At 53.6% G+C, this 23,681-nt stretch carries 19 protein-coding genes; 10 read left to right on the forward strand and 9 right to left on the reverse strand.

Features of this window, described 5'->3' with window-relative positions:
* Nucleotides 1–5: 5 nt before the first annotated feature.
* A complete protein-coding gene (locus EQM14_RS03645) occupies nucleotides 6–1,145 on the forward strand; it encodes a DUF4317 domain-containing protein (protein ID WP_326975181.1) in 1,140 nt (379 codons plus the stop codon).
* A 371-nt stretch (nucleotides 1,146–1,516) separates the two neighbouring features.
* The gene (locus EQM14_RS03650) at nucleotides 1,517–2,974 is read left to right on the forward strand and encodes an FAD-binding oxidoreductase (RefSeq protein ID WP_243112604.1); all 1,458 of its coding nucleotides are present in this window, start codon (nucleotides 1,517–1,519) and stop codon (nucleotides 2,972–2,974) included.
* A gap of 98 nt (nucleotides 2,975–3,072) precedes the next feature.
* On the opposite strand, the gene EQM14_RS03655 is transcribed toward EQM14_RS03650, so the two are convergent.
* The 6 genes from EQM14_RS03655 to EQM14_RS03680 all read right to left on the reverse strand — a co-directional run bounded on the left by EQM14_RS03655 (nucleotide 3,073) and on the right by EQM14_RS03680 (nucleotide 10,790).
* The gene (locus EQM14_RS03655) at nucleotides 3,073–4,062 is read right to left on the reverse strand and encodes an MBL fold metallo-hydrolase (protein ID WP_164918951.1); all 990 of its coding nucleotides are present in this window, start codon (nucleotides 4,060–4,062) and stop codon (nucleotides 3,073–3,075) included.
* A gap of 182 nt (nucleotides 4,063–4,244) precedes the next feature.
* Nucleotides 4,245–5,300: a Bug family tripartite tricarboxylate transporter substrate binding protein gene (locus tag EQM14_RS03660; RefSeq protein ID WP_128741678.1), complete on the reverse strand. Its 1,056-nt coding sequence runs from the start codon at nucleotides 5,298–5,300 to the stop codon at nucleotides 4,245–4,247.
* Between the two features lie 72 nt (nucleotides 5,301–5,372).
* Nucleotides 5,373–6,914 (reverse strand): tripartite tricarboxylate transporter permease, encoded by a 1,542-nt coding sequence (locus EQM14_RS03665; RefSeq protein ID WP_205703197.1) that lies wholly within the window; start codon nucleotides 6,912–6,914, stop codon nucleotides 5,373–5,375.
* 23 nt (nucleotides 6,915–6,937) lie between these two features.
* The gene (locus EQM14_RS03670) at nucleotides 6,938–7,468 is read right to left on the reverse strand and encodes a tripartite tricarboxylate transporter TctB family protein (protein ID WP_128741679.1); all 531 of its coding nucleotides are present in this window, start codon (nucleotides 7,466–7,468) and stop codon (nucleotides 6,938–6,940) included.
* A 108-nt stretch (nucleotides 7,469–7,576) separates the two neighbouring features.
* Entirely contained in the window at nucleotides 7,577–9,589 is a 2,013-nt protein-coding gene (locus tag EQM14_RS03675; protein ID WP_128741680.1) for an NAD(P)/FAD-dependent oxidoreductase, read from the reverse strand.
* A 73-nt stretch (nucleotides 9,590–9,662) separates the two neighbouring features.
* Nucleotides 9,663–10,790, reverse strand: a complete 1,128-nt coding sequence (locus EQM14_RS03680) for an acyl-CoA dehydrogenase family protein (protein ID WP_128741681.1) — start codon at nucleotides 10,788–10,790, stop codon at nucleotides 9,663–9,665.
* A 380-nt stretch (nucleotides 10,791–11,170) separates the two neighbouring features.
* Here EQM14_RS03680 and EQM14_RS03685 point away from each other — a divergent pair, with 380 nt between their 5' ends.
* The 7 genes from EQM14_RS03685 to EQM14_RS03715 all read left to right on the forward strand — a co-directional run bounded on the left by EQM14_RS03685 (nucleotide 11,171) and on the right by EQM14_RS03715 (nucleotide 19,087).
* Nucleotides 11,171–12,364 carry an acyl-CoA dehydrogenase family protein gene (locus tag EQM14_RS03685; RefSeq protein ID WP_128741682.1) on the forward strand — a complete coding sequence of 398 codons (1,194 nt, stop codon included), beginning with the start codon at nucleotides 11,171–11,173 and terminating at the stop codon, nucleotides 12,362–12,364.
* A 68-nt stretch (nucleotides 12,365–12,432) separates the two neighbouring features.
* A complete protein-coding gene (locus EQM14_RS03690; RefSeq protein WP_128741683.1) occupies nucleotides 12,433–13,653 on the forward strand; it encodes a CaiB/BaiF CoA transferase family protein in 1,221 nt (406 codons plus the stop codon).
* Between the two features lie 48 nt (nucleotides 13,654–13,701).
* Complete coding sequence (locus EQM14_RS03695; RefSeq protein WP_128741684.1) at nucleotides 13,702–15,015, forward strand: MFS transporter; 1,314 nt, start codon at nucleotides 13,702–13,704, stop codon at nucleotides 15,013–15,015.
* 269 nt (nucleotides 15,016–15,284) lie between these two features.
* Nucleotides 15,285–16,157 (forward strand): shikimate dehydrogenase, encoded by an 873-nt coding sequence (locus tag EQM14_RS03700; protein WP_128741685.1) that lies wholly within the window; start codon nucleotides 15,285–15,287, stop codon nucleotides 16,155–16,157.
* Nucleotides 16,158–16,213: 56 nt separating this feature from the next.
* Nucleotides 16,214–16,975: a type I 3-dehydroquinate dehydratase gene (aroD, locus tag EQM14_RS03705; RefSeq protein ID WP_128741686.1), complete on the forward strand. Its 762-nt coding sequence runs from the start codon at nucleotides 16,214–16,216 to the stop codon at nucleotides 16,973–16,975.
* A 176-nt stretch (nucleotides 16,976–17,151) separates the two neighbouring features.
* Entirely contained in the window at nucleotides 17,152–18,024 is an 873-nt protein-coding gene (locus EQM14_RS03710) for a shikimate dehydrogenase (protein WP_128741687.1), read from the forward strand.
* A 151-nt stretch (nucleotides 18,025–18,175) separates the two neighbouring features.
* Nucleotides 18,176–19,087, forward strand: coding sequence for a LysR family transcriptional regulator (locus EQM14_RS03715; protein WP_128741688.1), 912 nt, complete (start codon nucleotides 18,176–18,178; stop codon nucleotides 19,085–19,087).
* Nucleotides 19,088–19,089: 2 nt separating this feature from the next.
* Here EQM14_RS03715 and EQM14_RS03720 read toward each other — a convergent pair whose 3' ends face one another.
* From EQM14_RS03720 to EQM14_RS03730, 3 genes are all read right to left on the reverse strand, one after another.
* The gene (locus tag EQM14_RS03720) at nucleotides 19,090–19,626 is read right to left on the reverse strand and encodes a hypothetical protein (protein ID WP_128741689.1); all 537 of its coding nucleotides are present in this window, start codon (nucleotides 19,624–19,626) and stop codon (nucleotides 19,090–19,092) included.
* Nucleotides 19,616–21,301, reverse strand: coding sequence for an AMP-binding protein (locus tag EQM14_RS03725; RefSeq protein WP_128741690.1), 1,686 nt, complete (start codon nucleotides 21,299–21,301; stop codon nucleotides 19,616–19,618). Before EQM14_RS03725 ends, EQM14_RS03720 begins: the two co-directional genes overlap by 11 nt.
* Nucleotides 21,302–21,582: 281 nt before the next feature.
* Nucleotides 21,583–22,044 (reverse strand): PaaI family thioesterase, encoded by a 462-nt coding sequence (locus tag EQM14_RS03730; protein ID WP_128741691.1) that lies wholly within the window; start codon nucleotides 22,042–22,044, stop codon nucleotides 21,583–21,585.
* A 596-nt stretch (nucleotides 22,045–22,640) separates the two neighbouring features.
* Here EQM14_RS03730 and EQM14_RS03735 point away from each other — a divergent pair.
* Complete coding sequence (locus EQM14_RS03735) at nucleotides 22,641–23,675, forward strand: ABC transporter substrate-binding protein (RefSeq protein ID WP_128741692.1); 1,035 nt, start codon at nucleotides 22,641–22,643, stop codon at nucleotides 23,673–23,675.
* The last annotated feature ends 6 nt before the right edge of the window (nucleotides 23,676–23,681 follow it).

Raw genomic sequence — 23,681 nt, forward strand, 5'->3', positions numbered from 1 at the left:
CAGGAATGAGCAGAAATATGATGAATGAAAAAGAGATCGCAGAAATCCGCCGCCGTTTTCGTCCGGATAAGAGCAACATCAATCGAATTCGGGGCTGTTACGTCAATGACCAGAAGGAAATCGTCTCTGAGTTCCGCCAGTCTCTCGGGCTGATGCCTCAGGAAGAGAGCGAAGAACTGTTGACGATTCTGAAAAAGACCCTGTCCGGCGCTGTCGGAAAGAATCTGATCGATATCGAGTTCACGACTCAGCAGGTGCTGGAAGGCGGGGAACACAAGCTGCTGATGCGGCTCAGGGATTCCTCTCTGGAAGATGACGCCGCCGTTCGTCAGTTCTATGAAAATGCGATTCAAACGCTCGACGTGGAGGGCAATTACCTCATTCTCTTAGCTTACGACAAATATGACGTGCCTTTCTATTCAAAGGACGGAGAAAAACAGGAGGATTCGTCGGAAGTGTTTTCGTACTTCCTGTGCAGCATTTGTCCCGTGAAGATGTTAAAGCCTTCGCTGGGCTTTTATGTATCCGAAAATGAATTCCGCAACATTACATCGGATTGGATCGTATCGCCTCCCGAACTTGGGTTTATGTTTCCGGCTTTCAGCGATCGCAGCGCCAATCTGTATAATGCTGTCTATTACACCCGCAACCTTGCGGAAAACCATAAGGAATTCGTGGAAGCTGTGTTCAAAAGCGAAATTCCCATGCCCGCTGCCGCCCAGAAGGAAACATTCGAATCCATTTTGGGCGATGCGGTTGCTGACGACTGCAGCATCGACGTGGTGCAGACAGTCCATGAACAGTTGTCCGAAATGATCGAGGAGCACAAAGCGAACAAAGAAGATCCATTGTTGATTTCCAAAGAAACAGTAAAGGGAATTCTGCAGTCCTGTGGTGTTTCGGATTCCCATATGGCCCAATTTGGCGAAAAGTACGATTCCGAATTCGGTGCCGGCACGGAAGTCTGTCCGCAGAATATTATCGATCATAAACAATTCGAGATTCGAACCCCCGACGTCACGGTCCGCGTGAACCCGGAGCGAAGCGACCTGGTGGAAACAAGAGTCATTGATGGCACGAAATACATCCTGATTCGTGCGGATGAGGGCATTGAGGTAAACGGCGTGAATATAAATATTTCATAACGGCGCGTTTCCTTTCCGGCATCCTGCGCAGTCTGTAGATATCGGTACATCGATAGACTTCCTATCGCGATATTCTGCGAGTGTCCGGCTGCTCGGATACAAGCCTAATCTCCTGCGTACTTTATAAATTGATTCTGCAATCAGAATTCCAGTTTCATGCGAAGTTTCAGAGAGCCATCTGAACTTCGCATTTTTCGTGCATAAATAAAAAAATGCCCTCGCTCGTACATGCCCCCGGACGGGCATGCCTTAGAACCGGAGAGGGATCATTCTCATATTTTGTACTGATGCTTTTCTGAGGCGGCCCAATTGGCCGGAAGGCACAATTCTGTGAATCGCGGTATATCTTCGTATAAAGGAGGTCCTTCTTTTTGAACTATAATCTCTGCGGCCTTACCGGCCGCGTTGTCATACCGGAAGATCCCAGCTATGACGAAGCGAGGCAGAACTACAATCAGGCCATTCAGCAGTACCCGCTGATCATCAATTACTGCCGCGATAAATGGGATGTCGCCAACGCCGTGATCTGGTCGGAAAAATATCATGTGCCGATTCGGATCCGCAACGGCGGCCACAATTATGAAGGCTACTCGAACGGCGACGGCGTTCTGATCATCGACGTGAGCGAAATGATTGACATGGACCTGGATGAGAACAAAAATCTTCTGTATGTTCAGGGCGGCGTGACCAATGGACTGGTGTATGAATTCGTATCCTCTAGAGGATATCCTTTTCCCGGCGGCACCTGCCCGACGGTTGGAGTCGGCGGCTACGCTCTGGGGGGAGGATGGGGACTCTCCTGCCGGCTTCTGGGGCTCGGATGCGACAGCCTTGAGGAGATTGAGCTTGTAAATTACAAGGGTGACATCATCAAGGCGAACCGGACCTGCAACGAGGACCTGTTTTGGGCCTGCCGGGGGGCCGGAGGCGGAAATTTCGGTGTTGTCGTGTCGATGACATTCAGGCTTCCTCCCAAGACGGGGAACGTAACCCTGATCGAAATCGACTACCTTCATGTAACCTCTGGAGAGCAGGAGGAATTTCTTGGGATCTGGCAGGAATGGCTGAAAAGCGCCGACCCCAGGATTACGCTGATTGCAAGAGTGTATCACTCCGTCAACGACGGCCTTGCGATGCTGGCGAGGGGCATCTTTTACGGCGGGCCGGACGAGGCAAGGCAAATGATGAAGCCGTTTCTCGAACTTGCCGGGGCGGAATCCAGCTTTGAGTTTGTAACGTTTCTTGAAGCGGTTACCATGATCGGGAACACTTATCCGCCTTTTGAAAAATTCCAGTCTGCCAGCCGTTTTGTGCTTCAGGATTTCAGCAGGCGGGAGATTTCAGGGCTCGTAGGGTTGATCCGCAGCCGTGCGGAAGGCTCCGTCTTTGCGGGTTTGTCCCTGTATGCGCTCGGCGGCAGAGTCCGCGAAATTTCGACGGACGAGACGGCCTTTTTTTACCGAAAGGCGCACTTTATCATCTGGTTGGAAACCGTTTGGGAGGAAAACCGGTTTGCCAATGAGAACAGGAGCTGGGTAAACGACCGTTTCCCTGCTCTCGCGTTCGTGACAACGGGCTCCTATGTCAATTTTCCTTACAGCAGACTGCCAAACTATCTGGAAGAGTATTATGGAACGCATGTCCGCAGGCTGGAATGGATCAAAAAGAAATACGACCCGGATCATGTTTTCTCATTCCCGCAGGACCTCCGGGGCGAGCCGCCGTTCCAGGCGCGGATCCCCGAAAATCACAGGGATGAGGTCCCGGCGAAAGCGCCGGGTGACGCGGCTTATCGCGGTTTTCGTTATGTTGGGAACCACACCGGCTGAAAGCCGTTTGCCGCGGCCATCCGCCAGTGCTCCGAGCGGGCCGGCGTGAAGGTTCAACGCGGAGCTGCCGATCCCCGAAAATCCCGGCAAGTCCCGTTTTAAACCGCAGAGTACAGCCAGTGCCCGCCGGGCCCCGGCACACATCGGGCTTTTCCCTTGTGAACAAGGTAATCCAAGTGGGATTTTGCTTCCCCCAGGGCGAACATTTTCTGCGCGGGCGGAAAATCGGCCCAGCTTTTCGCCCTGATCTTCCACGACATCTGAGAGGCGGTTTCATAACAGGTCTGTTGAGGCCGGCGGACGAGAATGGAGTGCGTTTCTTCCAGCCGTTTTTCATGATGTGCCAGAAGCTGCTCCACGCGGGCAGCCATGGACATACCTCTGGTTGTGCGGTGGCCTGGAAGGGGGATCCGCACGTCGTAAGCGGCGATTTTTCTCAGGCTTTCCAGATAGTCTCCAAGGCTGTCCTCCACTCCCGGCCAACAGGTGATATTTGGAGTGATGTCAAAAAGGACATGGTCGCCCAGGAACATCAGCCGATTCGCGGCATTGTAAAGGCAGAGATGGCCCGGCGTATGGCCGGGCGTGGAAATACAGGTGAACTGATAACCGCCATAGAAAAGCGAATCGCCGTCCTGAAGCAACTCGGCCCGAAAAGGGGGAGAAATATATTTCCACGCGGGCGTGCTGGCCATGATGGCTTCCATTTCCTCATCGGAAGCGCCCAGGCCGACGTACTCCGGGAAACATTCGCGCCATGTCTTGTCATGCCTGTAATTCTGCTGCAGGCTGTAATCTGTTTTTCCCATAAGGATATGAGCGCCGGCAGCCCCAAAATCCGCGGCGAGGCCGCTGTGGTCGGAATGCATGTGGGTCAGATAAAGGTCGGTTTTGGACACGTCCGCGTTCAGTTCCCTGAGCCCGTCCCGCAAATCAGACCGGCATTCGTCCATGTTGAATCCGGTGTCGATGAGCAGATTCCGCTCATCACCCCGTCCGCGGATGAAATAACTGTTCAGGACCCTGAGCGGATTTCGTGGCAGATTGACCGGAATACGATAGATTCCGTCGAATACTTTGGCGATCATGTTTATGTTTCCAGCTTTCATTTCATGCTGTGGCGCCTGATGCGCAGGCTCCGATGAAAAAGAAGGGATACCCCGGATCTTCATCACGGGATACCCCGACGGAAAAAAGACATGCCAGTTTTTTCCGGAGTTGCGGTCTGTTCCGGATCAGGACGGAGAAAATGGCGACGCTTCCAAGCTCATCAGACGGAGGGTTCCGGAATATTGAAATCCTTGGGTGATTTGGTGGTGGCTCCCGCGCGGTACAGGGTCCAGCAGGTCATGGACTGCCATTTTTCGATGAACGTGTCCGCCTCGTCGCCGGTATAACCCAGAGGCTGCAGGGAGAGGTTCTGACAGAATTTCTGGAAGGTATCGGTTTGATAAGCCTTGTAGAAAGCGTCCTGAAGTGCTTTCACTACGGTGTCCGGAGTCCCCTCCTTGACGAACGCTCCATAGAATGGCCCCCAGTTGTCCAGCATTCCTTTATACTTGCTGTTGCATTCCTCCAGGGTCGGAACGTCGGTAAGCTCTTTGTTTGCACAGCGTTTGTTGGTATAGACTCCGAGGGCTTTCATCTTCCCGGTAGCGATGTACTGGATGGCGGCGGACTGCGCGATCACAGAAGCGTCCACTTCGCCGCTGATCAGAGCGGGCTGCAGCGTGCCGTCTCCATCATAGGTAATGGAGTTGTATTTAATCCCCTCGACCATGCAGGTCAGCGCAAAGCAGTTAAAAGGCAGGCCGCCCACACCGGTCGTTCCGACGTTCAGTTTGCCCGGATTGGCCTTGGCGTAGTCGATCAGGTCCTGGTAGGAGTTAAACTTCGAGTCGGCCGGAACGACTAAAATCCCCACGTTTTTTGCCAAAACGATAACGGGAATATAATTGCTGTAGTCGATGTCACCCAGATTGAGCAATTTATAGAGGGGCGGATTCTCCGCGTTCAGCAGAAGGTTGTATCCGTCGGCAGGCTGGTCGTGGACATATTTTGTCGCGATATAGCCGGTGCCGCCGGTCTTGTTGGTAAGAACAATGGTCGTGCCGAGGTTCTTCGCCGCCAGCGGGCAAATGGTGCGCATGACGTTGTCGGTACCGCCGCCGGCTGCCCAGGCGATGAACCCGTTGATGCTTTTGCCTTTATCGGGATAGGTGCTGTTTCCGCCCGCTGCGTTGCCCCCGCCCGTTGTGCCGCTGCAGCCCGTCGCAAGAATAAGGATTGTCATGGATGCCAGAATGATGGACAAGATTCTTTTCATATTTTACCCCTCCTAAAGTTTCACCGGTTCAGTAAAGGATTGCGGGCCGGTCCCGCCGCCCTCTTCCGCCTTTCAGCTTTCTGTGGCGCTTTTTTTGCGGAATAGGGCCAAAAACCGCTGCTTAGTGCTTTTGGGAATCGCTATAAAAATAACGAACAGAAGAAGAATCAGGGAAATCGGATGAGTAAAGAAACCGGCGACGAATTCACCCAACTGGCCGTGTGCGATATTCATGGCCCTGCGCCAGTTGGTGTCGAGAATGTTGGACAGGATAATGCCGAGCACCATCGTTGCGACGGGAAAATCGTGCATTTTAAAGAGATATCCGAGGATTCCGAAGAAAAACATCCAGTAGATGTCCGTGACGCTGTTGTTGATGGAGTAGCTGCCGATCACCGACAGAATTACAATGACGGGAATAATGACATGCTTCGGCACCTCGACCACTTTGCAGAAAAGATGGATGCCCGTCAGGCCGAGAACAAGCAGGAAACAGTTCGCGAGAATCAGAGCGCCGACGATCGTCCAGAAGAACTCCGGCTGATCCTGCATCAGGAGCGGACCCGGGCGGATGCCGTGGATGGTCAGGGCGCCGATCAGGATCGCCGTGACCGAGTCGCCGGGGATCCCGAGCGTCATCATGGGGATAAACGCGCCGCCGATGGCGGCATTATTGGCGCTTTCCGGAGCGATCACACCGGCATAGGCCCCTTCGCCGAAGGGGCGGTTGGGATTCTTTACCGAGCGCTTGGCGTGATCGTAGGCGATCAGGGCCGCAATGTCCCCGCCGGTGCCGGGCAGCGCCCCCACGAGCGTTCCGAGCGCGGAGCAGCGCATCGCAAGGGGCATATAATGTTTCATGATTTTCCAGTCCGGCAGAATTCTCTGAATCTGCTGCTTCACCGGCTTCAGGTTAAAATGCAGCTGGTACAGGGCCTCGGACATGCCGAACAGGCCGATCATGACCACGACAAAATTGATGCCGGCCAGGAGGCTGGGGATGCCGAACGTCAGCCGGGGCTGGGCCGTGACGGAGTCCATTCCGATCATTCCGACCACCACGCCGAAAAAGGCGGTGATCAGCGCCTTCGGCAGGGATCCCTTGCTCAGGGAGCCAACCAGGAACAGCGCCATGATCGCCAGCAGCAAATAATCGCGGGCGGCGAAATTGATGGCGAGGCGGCCGATCAGGGGAGAGAGCAGCGTCAGGCACAGCAGTCCGACGAATCCGCCCAGCACCGATTCGGTGGTGCTCAGTCCCATCGCGGTCCCCGCCTCTCCCTTCTGGGCCAGCGGATATCCGTCGAAGCCCGTCGCCACAGCCGCGGGGGCCCCGGGGATGTTCAGCAGGATCGCGGAGCGGCTCCCGCCGTATACGCCGCCGGTGAAGACGCCGATCATCAGCGCCAGGGCCGGATTGGTATCCCAGGAAAAGGTAAAGGAGATCAGCAGTGAGACCGCCATCGTCACGGAGAGTCCGGGAATCGCGCCGATGTAAATTCCAAGGAAAACGCCCACTGCAATCCAGAGAATCATCGTGATGGAAGTGTAAGCTGTAAAAAATCCACCAAAGCCGTTGAAATAACCGGAGAATAAAGATGCCAGAGATGCCATGGACGCATCGCTCCTTTCCAAAATTAAGGCAGAACGACCTGCATGAGATAGTGGAAGATCACCAGGATGGCCGCTACCACGCCCACGGAAATAAAAACCTTATGAAGCGGTTTTCTGCGGTCGAGCAGGTACATCGTGCCGAAAAGAAAGACCAAAGAGGTCACGGTAAAATGCGCAAACGGCAGCAGCACCCCATAGGCCAGAACCATAGCCAGCAGGACGATCACGTCTCTGGAAACCACATGCCTGACGGCCTCTTTCAATCCCCGCTCCCTGAATTTATCCCGGAACAGGATTCCGCACGTCACCAGGATAATCAGGAAGAATATCGCCAAAATGAAGAGCTGAGGCAGGGAATTGGGGTTCGTCAGGCCGGTAAAAATGCCCTCCAGCTTCAGCGAATCGGCAAACAGCGCCAAAGTGATGAGAAACATCAGTCCCAGAAGCCAAATTTCACCCGGAGCATGCTTTGGGGTGCCCTCGTCACCCGGCTTGACTGCGGCGCTGTCCTTTTCCCGCTCCGCGGCCTCCGCTTCTATTTCCTTGTTTTCCATGATACTCCTCCCTTCTTTTAAAACCTTCCCCGGCAGCTTGAAAGTTCTATGTATGCTTCCGCGCTATATTGTTTCCAAGAAAGCGCGTACCGATTCAAACATGCCGGATCAGGTGTGGTCCGGGGCCAGAAATCCGAGCCGTTCCAATGTCAGCAGGACGTTGCGCCCCGCCTGAACGCCGCTGATGATCTGGCCGGCCTTCAGACTGTCGCCAATATTGAGAATTTCCACGGAGCCGGAAAAATCAGAGCGAAGCCCGTCCAGTACCGGCGCATAAGGGCGCATTCCCAGACAGATGAATCCATAATCCAGCGGAAGCGCAGACTGCTTCCCATCCGTTTCCACAAGAAACTGCGTTTTCCGGACCTCCAAAAGTCTGGTGCCGGTCAGCTGCCGCACTTTATATTTTTCCATCATGTTACTGTCGCATACCTTGGTGATCGGATCAAGGTCGCTGCCAAGGGCGGGCAGCAGTTCCACAACCGTCACCTCGGCGCCGCGCTGCGCGAAGAATTCCATCATATCCAATCCGACCGCTCCGCCGCCGGCAATCACGACCTTTTTCCCGGTCATATCCGCCGGATAGCTGTCCACATGGTCGATCATGGAGAAAACCGTATGGATCGGACTGCCCTCCTGATCGGTCGTTTCACGCAGGCCCGGGATATTCGGCAGGACCGGAACGGAGCCGGTGGCGTTGACAATGACGTCCGGCCGCAGATCACGGATCTTTCCGGTGCTTGCCGGAGTGTTCAGGAGCACGGTCAGATTTTTGAGATTGGAAGCCCGGCGGATCAGATAGGCTGTAAAGTCGCCGATCCTCGCCTTATCCGGCAGCCGGACAAGGTCCGTCGTGTGGCCTCCGAGATGATCGGACTGCTCCAGAAGAGAAACGGTGCAGCCGACTTCGGCGGCAGTGCAGGCGGCTTCCAGCCCGGCCGTGCCGCCGCCGGCCACGACAACGTTGCATGGGCGTGAGACCTTCCGGCTGCGGTAGGCGTCCCCCTCCACGACCGCCGGATTGACCGTGCAGCGCAGAGGGCGGTTCTTTCCGATCCGGTTTCCCGCGCAGCCGATATTGCAGGAAATGCATTTGCGAATCTCATCCTTTTTCCCGTTTTTCGCTTTCCAGGCCCAATCGGGGTCTGCGATCAGGCAGCGGCCCAGTCCGATCAGGTCTGCGTCGCCCCGCTCCAGAATATCCTCCGCCACATGGGGATCACGGATGTTGCCCATGGTGATTGTGGGTTTTCCAAAGCGGTCCCGGACCGCGCGCGCCATGTAGGAGCGCCAGCCGTCGGGCCGGAAGCAGGAATCGATCTGATATTCCAAAGAGTCGTTCAGGCCGCAGGATACATTGAATACATCCACCAGGCCGGCGACATACTTTAGGTATTCCAAAGTGTCGTCCAGAGTGTTTCCGCCCGGGACAAATTCGTCCGCAGACAGCCGGAGCATGACCGGGAAATTCGGGCCGACCTGGCTGCGGATCTCTTCGGCGGCCTCGCGGAGGAATCGGGCCCGGTTTTCGGGAGTGCCTCCGTATTGATCCGTGCGGCCGTTGGTGGTGGGAGAGAGAAATTGGCTGAGCAGATAGGAATGCCCGCCGTGAATCTCCACGCTGTCGAATCCCGCAATCTGCGCCCGTTTCGCAGCCGCGCCGAAATCCTTCACGATTTTCTGAATCTCTTCCACAGTCAGGGGACGGGGGATTTCATTCCCCCGCTTGCTGGGGCGGCTGGATGCGGAAACAGGCTGCATTCCGATCCGGGAAGAGCGGGCGGAAGCGCCCGCGTGATTGAGCTGAATGGAAACGGCGCAGCCCTGGGCGTGAAGGGCTTCGCACAGTTCAAAGAAGCCGGGAATGAAACGATCCTCGTCCAAACGGAGCTGGGTTGTTCCGTTGGAGCCGGCGGGGAAGGAGACATTGGCGTTCTCGACAATGATCAGTCCGGTGCCTCCCCTGGCTCTTTGAATATAGTAACGCATGTGTTCCCGGCTGATAGAGCCATCCGCACAGGCAAAATTTGTTCCCATAGGCATCATAACAGTGCGGTTCTGAATCGTCAAGTTTTTTATCTTAAGAGGTGAGAAAAGGACCGGAAAGGAACAACCTTCCATGACAACGGCATCTCCTAATTTTAAAAATCATGAAACCTGGAAATAGTACGGGATGGTGTGCTGATAGGCCTGATTACTTCTTTTCAAGGATTTTGGCGATGGTCATCCGCTGGATCTGATTGGTGCCCTCGAAGATCTGGAAGATCTTGGCGTCGCGCATCAGTTTTTCCACCGGATATTCGCGGCTGTAGCCGTAGCCCCCAAAAATCTGAACCGCATTGGAGGTAACCTCCTGCGCCGCGTCGGTTACAAATGTCTTGGTAATGGAACCTTCCATGCGCAGGTCGCGGTGTTCGTCCTTGTCCAGCAGACGCATGGTATTGTTGACCAGGACACGGGAGGCTTCGGTCTTGATGGCCATATCCGCCAGCATGGACTGCACCATTTGGAATTTGATGATAGGCTGCCCGAACTGTTTGCGCTCCTTGGCGTAGGCCACGGATTCGTCCAGAGCGCGTTGCATGATGCCCACGGCCAGCGTAGCGACGAAAGCGCGCGAGATGTTCAGGGCGCCGAGGGCGACTTTAAGGCCTTTGCCTTTTTCACCGACAATGTTCGTTGCGGGAACGCGGACGTTGTCGAAGATCAGTTCGGTGGTGTTGGAAAGGCGGAACCCCATCTTTTTCTCGTGGGCGCCGACGGAAAAACCCGGAGTGTCACGGTCGATCAGGAAAGCCGTAATGCCCTCTTCCGTCCGGAAAAAGCTGACATACAGGGAAGCGCAGGCGCCGTTGGTGGCAAAGGTCTTGGTGCCGTTCAGGATGTAGTCGTTTCCCTCTTTGGCCGCGGTTGCGCGCAGGGCGCCCGCGTCCGAACCGGCGCCGGGCTCCGTGATGGCGAAGCAGGCGAACTTTCCAGAGGAAAGCACATCGGCGAAATACTGCGCTTGCTCTTTGGTTCCATAGAGCATAACGTTTCGGAACGCTACGAAATTCGTTACAAGAGTGTCGGCATAACCGGCGTCGACTTTGGCCAGCTCCTCGAAAAGCATTGCGGTCGTTTCAAAGTCGAGGCCCATTCCGCCGTACTCCTCTGGGATTTCCGCCATATGCAGACCCATATCGAGAGCGGGCTGAAACAGTTCGACGGGGCATTCGCCCTTTTCGTCACATTCCGCGACATGAGGTTTGACCGCCTTTTCCGCCAGGTCGCGGACCATTTCAATCAGTTCAGTTTGCTCATCAGTATAAAGCAGAGCCATTTTGATAACATCCTTTCCTAAAAAAACTAAAGCGATGGGAAATAGACAATTCGTACAAAGCGGGCGCAGTAAAACCGGTTTTTTTTGGACCTGCTGGACTTTGTTTATAATATAACACGTTTCATTGGTTTCAACAATTGAAAACGGGTAGCGATAGATAAGTCCTATAGGTTCCTACTAAAGCGCAGGATTTTCCGATTAGTATTTTAGAAGAATTGATGCTACAATAAACAAAAAATCAGGTGCTACAGCTTACAGAATCAGCATTTTAACAACACTGTATGCCTGCTTTTTTGATCAAAGCATGGGTTGCGGTGAGCGCAGTCCATACGCACACACCTTTGGGTTAAAATTTTCACATTCATTTTAGGAGGTAAAAAATGAGCAAATTGAGCGATGAGCAATTTCAGGCGTACCTAAAGCAGATTCGTGAATTGGCCGAGGGCCCGTTCGACGAGATGCAGAAAGAAATCGAGGTCACGAACAAGTTCCCTCAGGAATTTTACGATCTTGCAATCAAAAATGATCTGTACCGTTTTGCACTGCCCGAAAAATACGGCGGGTTCGGCCTGACCGAGAAGCAGATCCTGATGGTACAGGAAGAGTTTTCCCGCGGCCCCGGCGGCATGCGCATGCATCTTCATCATGCGGCCGACCTCGACTGGCGCATTCTGGACGACTTTGGCAGCGATGAACTGAAAGCCCAGTATATGGACAAATTTCAGGATAAGACCGTTTACTCCAACTTCGCCCTGACGGAAAAAACCGGCGGAACCGGCGCCGACGTTCATACCACCGCGATCAAAGACGGCGACTACTACGTCATTAACGGGGAAAAGACCCTGATTTCCCATACGGACTGCTCCGATTTTACCTATCTCATTGTGAGTACGGACCCCACCTCCGACAAAGACAGCCGTCTGTCCGCGTTCTTTGTGGATGTTCATACCCCCGGCTACGAGATCGTCCCGATGCCCCATATGATGGGCTGCCGCGGCGCCGGCCATGCCGGGCTGCGCTTCACCAACATGCGCGTCCACAAGAAATTTCTGCTGGGCAAAGAGGGTATGGGCCTTGAGATTGCGATGCACTCGCTCGCTGTTTCCCGCGCGCATATCGCCGTCAGCAACCTTGGCATGGCGCAGAGAATGCTGGAAATGACGATCAAACGCGCAAAAGACCGCGTCACGTTCGGCAAGCCCCTGATCAAGCGCCAGGCGATCCAGCAGACCATTGCCGACATGGGAACCGAAATTCATGCCCTCCGCCTGATGATTTATGATTTCGCCGAGGACTACGAGGCCGGCCGCGACATTGAAATGAAGGCCGCAATGTGCAAACTGCACAGCATCAACACCGTGAAGATGGTTTCCGACGCCATGCTGGAAATCTTCGGCGGCATCGGCTACTTCGAGGACTGCGAGTACGGCCCCACCGAGCGCCTGTACCGCGACTGCCGCGCCATGTGGCTGGAGGAAGGCCCGCGCACGGTCCAGCGCCTGACTGCATTCCGCGGCCTGGAGAAGAACGGCGGCGTTATTTCCTACAAGGACAACGGATACCGGACCGTCTGAGCTTCGGGGACGCCGCCCTGGGCGGCGTCCCGCATCTGGGCAAACAACAAAGAAAGAAAGTGATTCCATTGAAGCCTTTGGAAGGAGTCAGGGTTGTTGATCTGACGACGTTTCTGGCTGCGCCGACCACTGCCCGCGTGCTTGGCGAGTGGGGAGCGGACGTGGTCAAGGTGGAGTCGCCCAAGGGCGACCCCGGACGCACGCAGGGCGCGGTGTTCGGAATGCCGTATGAGGACGATGAGAACCTCGGCTTTGACATGTCCAATATGAACAAGCGCTTCATCACCCTGAATCTTAAGACCGAAAAGGGCCTTGAAGTCATGCACAGGCTCCTTGCGGACGCCGATGTGTTCATCACAAATATCCGAAGCAAGTCTCTGGCCAAGCTGGGTCTGGACTATGAGACGCTGAGCGCAAAATATCCGAAACTCGTTTGGGCGCAGTGCCTCGGTTACGGTGAGAAGGGTCCTGAAAAGGATTCCGCCGGATTCGACGTGACCTGCTATATGGCCCGCGGCGGCGTTTTCGGAACAACTGTGAACAAGGGCGACGCCCCCATGATTCCCACCAACGGCTACGGCGATTTTCAGGTTTCCATGTGCGTTGCCTCCGGCATCAGTGCGGCGCTGTTCAACCGGACCCGCACCGGCCGGGGCGAAAAGGTTACGGTCAGCCTGCATCACGCGGCCGTCTTCATGCTGAGCACCGCCGTCGTTTCCGCCCAGTATGGCAACAAATACCCCAAAAGCCGTTTTGAGGTCATTTGCCCCACAAACAATGTCTACCGCACCAAAGATGACAAGCTGATCGCGATGTGCGCCCCCGAGTACGACCGGGACTACAACAAGGTTATGAAGCTCATCGGCCGCGGGGATCTTGTCGGCCATCCGGATTATTCGAATTGCGACCACATGAATGCTTTACATAAGAACGCAGAGGTCGTAAAGATTTTTGATGAGGCGATCGGTCAGTTTAACCGCGCCGAGATCCTGAAAATCTTTAAGGAGAATGACGTTCCCTGCGAAGCATGCTACGAGCCTCTCGATATGTACGAAGATGAGCAGGTCTGGGCGAACGGGGTTATGACGAAGCTGGACTGCCCGTCCGGCGAGCGCTGCATTGCGACCAACCCGGTTAAATTCGGCTCTTACGCCGAACCGAGCTACAAAGTTTCTTCCGCGCAGGGGACCGATACCGTGGAAGTGATGAAAGGAATCGGGTACAGCGAAAGCGAAATCAGGGAATACCTGACCGAAGGCGCCGTTCAAGGCAAGAAGGCGCTGAAATAACCGCTGGAATTACCGACGATTTTTAATTTTGAAGAGGAGTATGAGAACGTGAAAGCAAAAAAGTACTTGTGGGTTTTAGCTACCGTTTATTTGGCTTACTTTACCCAAGGCATCCAGGCTTTGGTTCTTAGTCAAAACAAGGTTTCATTTTATACTCAATGGGGATTCACAAACGCCGATGCCGGTGCGGCGGCAGTCAGCGCAGCCATCGCTTTCACCGGTCTCGGCAAGTTCGTATCCGTATGGGTTTGCGGTGAAATTTCAGACAGGATCGGCCGCAAACCGATGGTATTTGTCGGCGCCCTGGCCTATGTGCTCAGTTTCTTAGGCCTGCTGGTTACTTCCAACGTTGTGGTTGCTAACGTCTGTGCCTTCGGTTTGGGTGCCGCAACTTCCTGCTTTGACGGAGCCAGCTATCCCGCCGTGCAGGAAAGCTGGGTAAAGGCCCCCGGCACCGCGCTGATCCTGATCAAAGGGTTTATCTCCGTGTCGGGCCTGATGTACCCGCTTCTGGTCGTTTCCCTGACGCAGGCCGGTAATTGGAAGATGGGAATCATTATTCCACTTATTTTGTCTGTTCTTACTTTCCTTATCGCAATTATTACCCCGTTCTCTTATGATGAGGAAATGAAACGTCGCAAAACGGATCCGGCAGCCAAAGCTGCTTATGAAAAGGAGCTTGCCGAAAAGAAGCACGTTCTCGATGCGGATGCCAAGAAGGCCGCTGCCCGCTTCAAATCCACCCCGCCCAAATTCGTCGTTGTCGGCTGCGCTGTTTATGGATTTATCGCTATGGCTACCATGTACTCTGCACAGCAATACATCAAGGCGTTCGGCAAGGTTGTTGTCGGAATGAGCGACATGAGCGCCGCCGGGCTGACCAGTGTCTATACCGCCGGTTCACTGATTGCTGTCATTGTCTGGGGCTTCTTTATGGCAAAATTACGTTGGCGCACTTTGAAAGTTTTGCTGATTGATCTTGCCGGTTCTGTGCTGGGTTATGGCCTGGTCTGTATCGTCCGCGTTCCCGCCATGGTTTACCTTGCCACCTTCATGATCGGCCTGTTTGCTGCCGGCGGCGCCCTGCAGTGCGGCGTTTCCCTCATGCAGGAATTCCATCCCGGCAACAAGGGCAGAAACCTCGGTATTTACTACACATTTATGGGAGCTGCATCCTACGCTATTCCCTATATTCAATCTTGGCTGATTGGTTCAAGCTCCGAGGCCTCTGCTACGGTATCCTGCTTACTGCTCAATCTCGGCATGGCTGTTGTCGGACTCTTCTTCATGATCTATCTGAGTGTTAACTATAAGAAGTGGTTCGGCGTCAGCGTCATGTCAAAAGCCGGCGGAGACGATTAATTTCGATCAGCTTTCTTTTCGCGATAGCGGTTTGGGTCTGGTCGGAAATTGACGTTTCTCGTTAAAATTTGAAGAATTCCAACGAAAGGCATAAAATCTCAGGGGAAGCTTCCCTGGGATTTTATGCCGTCATTACAGAACGTGCTAAGAAAGATTTTCCTCGACTTTTGCCGCAAAAAGGCCGGAATCTGTAAGTTGTTCTCAGCAAAAACAAGACATAGCTTAAATACTTCAAAATCTGTTTTATTAAAGAGAGGAGAAGATATATCATGGCAGAAAGAATTACCGGACATACGGAACTGATTGGTCTGATCGCTTATCCGATCCGCCATTCCAGTTCTCCGAAAATGCACAACGAAGCATTTGCAAAATTAGGTCTAGATTATGCCTACCTGGCGTTTGAGGTGGACAACGATACTCTGGAGGATACTGTGAAGGGCCTTCGCGCGATGAAAGTACGCGGCTTTAACGTATCGATGCCAAACAAGACGGTTATTTCCAAATATCTCGACAAACTGACTCCTGCCGCCGAAATGTGCGGAGCGGTTAATACCGTCATCAACGACAATGGCGTATTGACGGGAACAATCACAGACGGTATCGGTTATATGACCGCGCTCAAAGACGCCGGCATCGATATCATAGGAAAGAAGATGACGATTGTCGGAGCCGGCGGCGCGGCAACTGCGGTCGAGGTGCAGGCTGCGCTCGACGGCGTGTCTGAGATGTCCATTTTCAATGCAAACGATAAATTCTGGCCGAGAGCCGAGCATAATGTTCAAACAATCAATGAGAAAACGAAATGTAAGGCAACACTGCACAGGCTGGAGGACCTTGACGATCTAAAAGCCGAAATTGCGTCGAGCCCCCTGTTTGCCAATGCGACAGGCGTAGGTATGAAGCCGCTGGAAGGCCGGACTTATATCCCGGATCAGTCTTTCCTGCGCCCTGACCTGATCGTTACCGATGTTGTTTACGCTCCGACAGAAACCGCGCTTTTGAAAATGGCGAAAGAGGTCGGATGCAAAACAATGAACGGCCTGGGAATGATGTTATATCAGGGTGCCGCCGCGTTCAAGCTTTGGACCGGGAAAGAAATGCCGATCGATTATATAAAAGAAGTCCTCAATATCCATTATTAAGCTGCGGCTGATTGCTGTCAATCCTAGCCAAAATGGTGAAAGGATGAGTAAGCCATATGAAAACAGTTACTGTAAAAAACGTTGTTCTCGGTGATGGAATCCCGAAAATCTGTATCCCGATCGTCGCAAGGACCAAAAAGGATATTGTCGAGGAAATCAAAGGTCTCAAGCAGTACCATGCGGACCTTGTCGAATGGCGCGTGGACTGGTTTGAAGACGCCGACGATATCGAAAAGATCAAAGAAGTACTGCGAGAGCTTGCTCCTGTTGTTCAAGAGCTTCCCCTTCTGTTTACATTCCGTACCGCAGAGGAAGGCGGAAACCGGCCGGTCGACCCGGAGTCCTATGTCAGGATCAATCAGGAAGCAGCGGCGAGCGGAGTTGTAGATCTGATCGACGTCGAGTTGTTCAAGGGCGATGAAGTGATGAAAAAACTTGTCGAAAGCGCTCACCGCTCAGGCGTGAAAGTCGTGGCTTCCAGCCATGATTTTGAAAAAACTCCGCCGAAAGATGAAATCCTCTACCGGTTAAGAAAAATGCAGGATCTGGGGGCCGATATCCCAAAGATAGCGGTTATGCCCAAATCCAAACTGGACGTTCTGGAACTGCTTGAGGCCACCGCCGTTATGTCGGAGAAATATGCCGACAGGCCAATTATCACGATGTCCATGTCCGGCCCTGGTGTGATTTCACGCCTGTCAGGGGAACTTTTTGGCTCCGCGCTGACTTTCGGCGCAACCAAAACAGCCTCGGCGCCAGGTCAGATCGGCGCAGAGGATCTTTACGGAGCCCTGCACCTCCTGCACAACAGCCTGTAAGGGCCCCGATGACGGGGGTTCATTTCCTGAGAGCTAGAGTATCGCTTTTACGGAGGAGCCCGTTTCGTCTTTTATCCTGGGTGCTGGTGGGATAGTCTGCGGCTTTGCGTCTATTTTACCAGCGTCAGGGCAAATGCGGGAATATAAAAAATTACGCATAAAGGAGATTTTCCATCATGGGAGACTGGATTGACGGCCATACAGTGCCATTCGGGCTGCTCGGCTCGCCGGTGGGACACTCGGGTTCGCCGGCCATGTATAATTATTGTTTTGAGAAAGACGGGTTAAACTGCGTTTATCTCGCGTTCGATATCGACCTCAATACGCTGGACGCCGGAATGAGCGCGGTCAAGGCCCTTCATTTCAAAGGAATCAACGTCACGATGCCGTGCAAGAGCGCCGCGTTGAAATATGCGGACGAGTGCACCAAAGCCGTTCAGCTGATCGGCGCAACCAACTGCATGGTATGCGAAGATGGAAAATGGATCGCACACAATACCGATGGGATCGGTTATGTGAACAATCTGAAGGCGCACGGCGTCGATGTCGCGGAAAAGAAAATCACGCTGATCGGCGGCGGCGGGGTCGGCATGGCAATCCTGGTCCAGTGCGCGCTCTCCGGCGCAAAGGAAATCTCCGTCTTCAACATCAGGGATTCTTTCATGGGAAATCTGGAGAAGCACGCGGAGCTGGTCAACCGCGAAGTTCCCGGCTGCACCGTCCGCGTCCTTGATCTGGCGGATAAGGATAAACTGAGCGCGGAGATCGCAAGCAGCCAGATCCTGACAAACGCTACCCGCGTCGGCATGGCCCCGCAGGAACAGTCCACGCCGATCCCGGATGCCGGCGTATTCCACAAAAGCCTTACAGTTGCGGATACGGTATACAATCCGCGTGAGACCCGGCTGATCCGGGAAGCAAAAGCCGCCGGCTGTCTTGGAATCGGCGGGATCGGCATGCTTGTCCGCCAGGGTGAAGCGGCGTACCGGATCTTCACCGGAAAAGCTATGCCCGTCGAGGAAATTCAGAAAAAATTCTTCGACAACTGACCAATGCCCCTATCCAAATATTATCTAAGTTAAGATCGGCTCATTGTAAAAATCACCTCTATTTGTTATAATAAATAGAGATGATTTTTATCATGTAGAGATTATTTCTATTTTTCGGGTGTTTAGCGTGGTGACGGGAAGAGGGACTTTTATGAATTTGTCTCAACTGTATTATTTTAAGAAGCTTGCAGAGGTTCAGCACTATACAAAGGCTGCAAAGGAACTCTATATCACGCAGCCCAGCCTGAGCGAGGCAATCTCTTCCCTGGAATCGGAGCTTGGCGTCCGGCTGTTTTTGAAGAACGGGCGCAATATCAGGCTGACCCAATACGGACAGGAGTTTTATCAATACGTTTCAGCGTCGCTCAACGAACTTGACAAGGGCGTCAATGTAATCCAGGAACAGGTTAAGGATATCGGAGGGACGATTGAAATCGGCTGTATCGCCACGCTGCTGGTTGGATTCATGGCGCGCGCGATGTATTCCTATCGCGAGTCTGTGAGCGAAAAGACGGTTTTCCACGTTTTTGAAACCCCCACCGCGGTGGCGATTGAAGGCCTGAAGTCGGAAATCTACGATATCGCTTTCTGCTCGAAGGTGGAAGATCCCGATCTGCGGTTTACTCCGATTCTGGAGCAGGAGATCCTGGCGCTGGTGAATCAACAGCATCCGCTGGCAAAATGCGAAACGATCACGCTCAGGGATCTGGCGGGCTATAATCTGATCACTTATCGCCCGGATATTCAGATCGGCAGGGATGTGGGCACACTCCTGGCTGAAAACGGCCTGAAGGCGGAACAGCCTTTTATGGAGGAAGGCTCCATAGGAGCCAGCGTGCAAATGAATCCGATCGTTGGCATCGTTGCCAACACCGTCTGGCTCAGCCAGTATCCGAATCTGGTGAGGATCCATTTCTCCGATGTTCCAAGGGGGTTCCGGAAAGTCTGCATGGCGTATAATTCAAAGCACTTTATCAACCGGCCGACGGAGCGCTTTATGGACTTTGTGCTGTCCCACCTTGATACGCTGGTGTCGGAGGAATACAGGCTTGAGAACGGCTGAGGTTACGGCGACTTTCTGCTGCCCTGGGGAGCCGGCGCTTTCATCTTATCCATGGGAACCTGCAACAGCCCGAGTTCTCTGTTCCAGGCGAAGAGAGCGAAGCCGCGCTTGCAGCGAAACGTGCATTCCAGACAGGGGTCCTCGTCGCAGTAGCAATAGGCGTCGGTGTCGGCAAGGGCGAACACAATGGAATGCTTGGACGGCGGGATGTATTTCAGCTGCCCGCCGGTAAAAGTCTTCAGGCAGATCCATTCGGGCGCGAGCGCGTCCGTGCTGGAGTACCAGGTCACTTTGACGGCATTTTCATTGAACCCGCCGACAATCTCATAATCGATCATCAGACCGCAGCCGGCTTCCAATGGGACCGGCTGCAGTTTTTTCATCGGCGCGGAACAGCACCGCACCTCCGCGTCCGCGGTTCCGATCAGTTGAAAGACGCTGCCGCATGACTCGCAGAGAAAAAACTGCGGATCGCCGCAGATCGGTTCCGGCTTTCTGGTTTCCCGAGCACGCCTCGGCCCAAATCTCTTATCCGGCATCGTTTGAACTCCTTGCCTGCATCTGCCCGTGGGAATCCCGCCCCGTTCGGCGGGCCAGTTCCTGCGCGAGCAGATACTTTTTTATCTTTCCCGATTCCGTCATTGGAATCGCGTCTATATTTTCTACCCGTTCTGGCCAGGCATACTTGGAGACGTTGGATTTGCGCAGGAAATCCGTCAGCATTTGCAGTGTGACCGGCTTGGCCGGATCGGATGGCACCACAAATGCGCAGATCCTTTCTCCGAGCCGGGGGTCCGGCATACCGATCACGGCGGAGTCCCGGACGGCCGGACAGCGGAGCACGTTTTCGTTTAGGGAATTTGCGTTCAGGTTCACTCCTCCGCGGATGATGACGTCTTTCATTCTGCCCACGACCCGGATATTCCCTTCCGGATCGCGCGTGCAGATGTCTCCGCTGTGAAACCAACCCTCGTCGTCCAGAACCTTTTCTGTGGCGGCGGGATCGTTCATGTAGCCGACAAAAACGTTGGGACCGCGGGACCATTCCTCCCCTTCGGTGCCGTCCGCGGCGTCCCTTCCGTCCCGGCCGATGATGCGGACTTCAATTCCGTCGATCGGTCGGCCGGCGGAGGGCTTGATCTCTGCGGACCATTCGGCCGGCCGGATCAATGTGTGTGGAATACTCTCCGTGGAGCCGTAGCATTCACACAGGCGGATCCCATATTCAGATGCTTCCCTGACAAGATAGGACGGCACGGGGGCGCCTCCGCACATAAATAGCCGAAGAGTCGGCATTTGCTTCCTGGTTGACTGGAGATACTTGAGGATATCGTATACGAACGTGGTGGTTCCCATGGAATAGGTACAGCGCTCGCGGTTGATCAGCCCGACGGCATCATCGGCGGAAAACTTCTTTTCGAGCACAAGCCCTGCGCCCGCAAGCATGGTTGCCAGCACGCCGTGCGCAAAACCGGTGGCGTGGTACAATGGAGCCGGCATAAACATAATATCCTCCGGAGTGACCCCGACCGCCCGGTTGAACCCCTGTTCGCAGAAGATCAGGTTATTGTGGGTCAGCATGGCGCATTTTTTGGCGCCGGCCGTACCGGACGTGCAGATCACCGCAGCGACCGATTCGCTTCCAACGGGACCGGCGCCGCGCAGCGTGTCCATGTTCTGGGGAACATCGACAATTTTTCGAAGGGTTGGGTAACCGGCAGCGGCCGTCCCCTGAGTTTCCTCCACCTGGATCACGGCGCGGATGCCCGGATGCCGGGAGTACATCTGCCGCGCAAGTACCGTGTAATCCACGCCTTTATAGGCCGTGGGGCAGAAGTATGCCCTGGTTCCAACGCGGTCAAAGATCTCAGATAGCTCTTCCGCCTGAAACGAAGGGGACAGAGGGTTTGCAATTGCGCCGATCTTCAGGCAGGCGACCGTGATGATGACGAATTCGCTCCAAACGGGAATCTGGAAGGAAACGGCATCCCCGGGGCAGATGCCGGCGGAGAGAAGGTATGCCGCCAGTCTGCCGCTTTTCTCATCCAACGCTCGGTATGTGTACCGAAACCCGCGGTCGTCTGCAATGTATTCACGATCCCCGAATCTAACAACGGCGTCGTTCCAACAGTCCAGCAGCGTCCGCGCGGTCCAGTACCCCTTTTTGTAGTAGAGTTCTTTCTGACGGCCGTTGACCTTTCCCTTGTCTGTCATCTATTTCCGCCGCTCCTCTCTGGGCATTTTAAACTGTTATCATTATACAATAAGATGTACAAAATACACAATGATCATGGTGAAAATAATGTATCGTTTTGTGCTATTTATATCGAAGCAAGCATAGGGAAAAACTATCATTTCTGCGGTAGATCGATTTGCTTCCGGTTATCCGGAACTTGAGGAAGATGATGCCGTATACTATATATAGAAGAAGAGCACTGCATGATTGTGCAGTACTCTCTCTTAACCTTCCGGACCCGGCGCGATGACGCCTCATTTCAAGCCGGGGTGATTTCGATCCGGTCCAGAACATACAGCAGAACGCTGGCCACAGTGACGACCGTGTCGGACTCGTCCCGGATGACCGCCCGCACGTTGCACAGAGTTTTTCCAACCTTTTCAGGCGTTGCGGTGCAAATGAGCCTGTCGCCGCCGGCCGGCCGGAAAAACTGAAGATTCATGGTTGCCGTGGTCACGTCGAGCCCGCGGCTGAAGCAGGAGAACGCCGAAATCACATCGACGAGAGTGCTGAGCGCTCCGCCATGGCAGAACCCGTGCAGGTTCCGGTTCTTATTGGAGAGGAGAATCTCGCCCTCTGCCATGCCGTCGCCGAGGCGGGTCAGGTTGATATCGGAGAGAAGGGGGTAGTTTTCTTCCGTGTTGAATTTTTGATGAAGATACCGGTCCCAGGATTCTTTCGTCCAGGGTTTGCCGCCGTTTGTTCTGTCAAAAGCCATCATCAGTCATCCTTTTCTGCATTTGGCAATTCGCTGTTGATTAGAAGCGTGGATTTATAAATTATTCTATAATAAAACACGGGAATAAAGCAAGCGGCAAATGATCGGAGTTTTTGCGCATTGTAAAAATAGCTATAATTTTTCCCTATGAGTCCGGTTTTATAGCCTTTTAATTTCAAAATCTTGTCGCTGCATTCCGAAATTGCGGCTGCAATCCTTCTTAAGGACCTGTTGTGGCCCGCGGCGGGTGGAATTTGTCGGTTTCTTAAAAATAAGACGCAATTGACTGAGGATAATTGGATGTTTCAACAATTGAATTTAACAATTTAAAGTGCTATATTATATGTAATCTAAAACTAAAAAGGAGGCCCCCGAAAATGCGCGGCAATTTTTCCTCCAAAGTTATCGCTGACGATGTTCGCACAAAGGCGGGCCGATTTTATTATGCCTATTATTACTTTTTTACTTTTGCAAAACATAATAGGCATGCCATTACGGGACGATAGTCTCTTCTATATTTTCAGAGAAACAGTGGCTTGTCTTAAAAAGGCAGGCCACTGTTTTTATATTTAAATGGATTGACAAGAAAGAGGGATAACATGAGAAAGAGAATTCCGGCATTCCTGTTGGCCGCAGTGATGGCGCTGTCGCTGACGGCGTGCGGAGGCGCTCCAAATTCTTCCAAAGCGGACTCGTCGCCGGCGGCTTCCGATGGATCCGCGCCGGCCGCATCCAAGCAGTCGGAAGCAAAAAGCTATACCGTTGGAATCTGCCAGCTGGTGCAGCATCCTGCCCTTGACGCGGCAACAAAGGGCTTTCAGCAGGCGCTGACCGACAAGCTGGGAAGCAAAGTCACCTTCGATGTGCAGAATGCGTCCGGGGACACGGCTACCTGTGCCGTTATCAGCAATCAGTTCGTTTCTTCCAATGTAGACCTTATTATGGCAAATGCCACGCCGGCCCTTCAGGCTGCCCAGACGGCGACAAGCAAAATTCCGATCCTCGGCACTTCTGTCACCGATTACGGCACTGCTCTCGGCATTGACAACTGGACCGGCGCGAGCGGAAAGAATGTCTCCGGTACCTCCGATCTGGCTCCTCTCGACCAGCAGGCGAAAATGTTGAATGAGCTTTTTCCAAAGGCTAAAAAAGTCGGCATCCTTTACTGTTCCGCGGAGCCGAACTCCAAGTATCAGGCCAAGGTGATTACGGAAGAGCTTTCAAAGATGGGTTATACCTGCAAAGAATATACCTTCTCCGACTCTAACGATGTGCAGTCCGTCACCAAGACGGCGGCTTCCGAAAGCGACGTGCTGTATCTTCCCACGGACAACACCGTCGCTTCAAATACCGGAATCATCAAAAACGTCTGCCTTCCTGCGAAAATCCCGGTGATTGCCGGAGAGGAGGGCATCTGCTCCGGCTGCGGTATCGCGACGCTTTCCATCAGCTATTATGATTTGGGGTACACGACGGGTGAGATGGCCTATGACATTCTTGTCAACGGTGCGGATCCTTCCACGATGAAAGTAAAGTACGCTCCCAAATTCACAAAAGAGTATAACCCCGATATCTGCAAGGAGATGGGGATTACTCCCCCCAGCGGCTACCAGGCGATCCAGAAAGCGTCCTGACGAGTT

Origin of the sequence: Caproiciproducens sp. NJN-50 (genome assembly GCF_004103755.1) — a bacterium.
Taxonomy (GTDB): domain Bacteria; phylum Bacillota; class Clostridia; order Oscillospirales; family Acutalibacteraceae; genus Caproicibacter.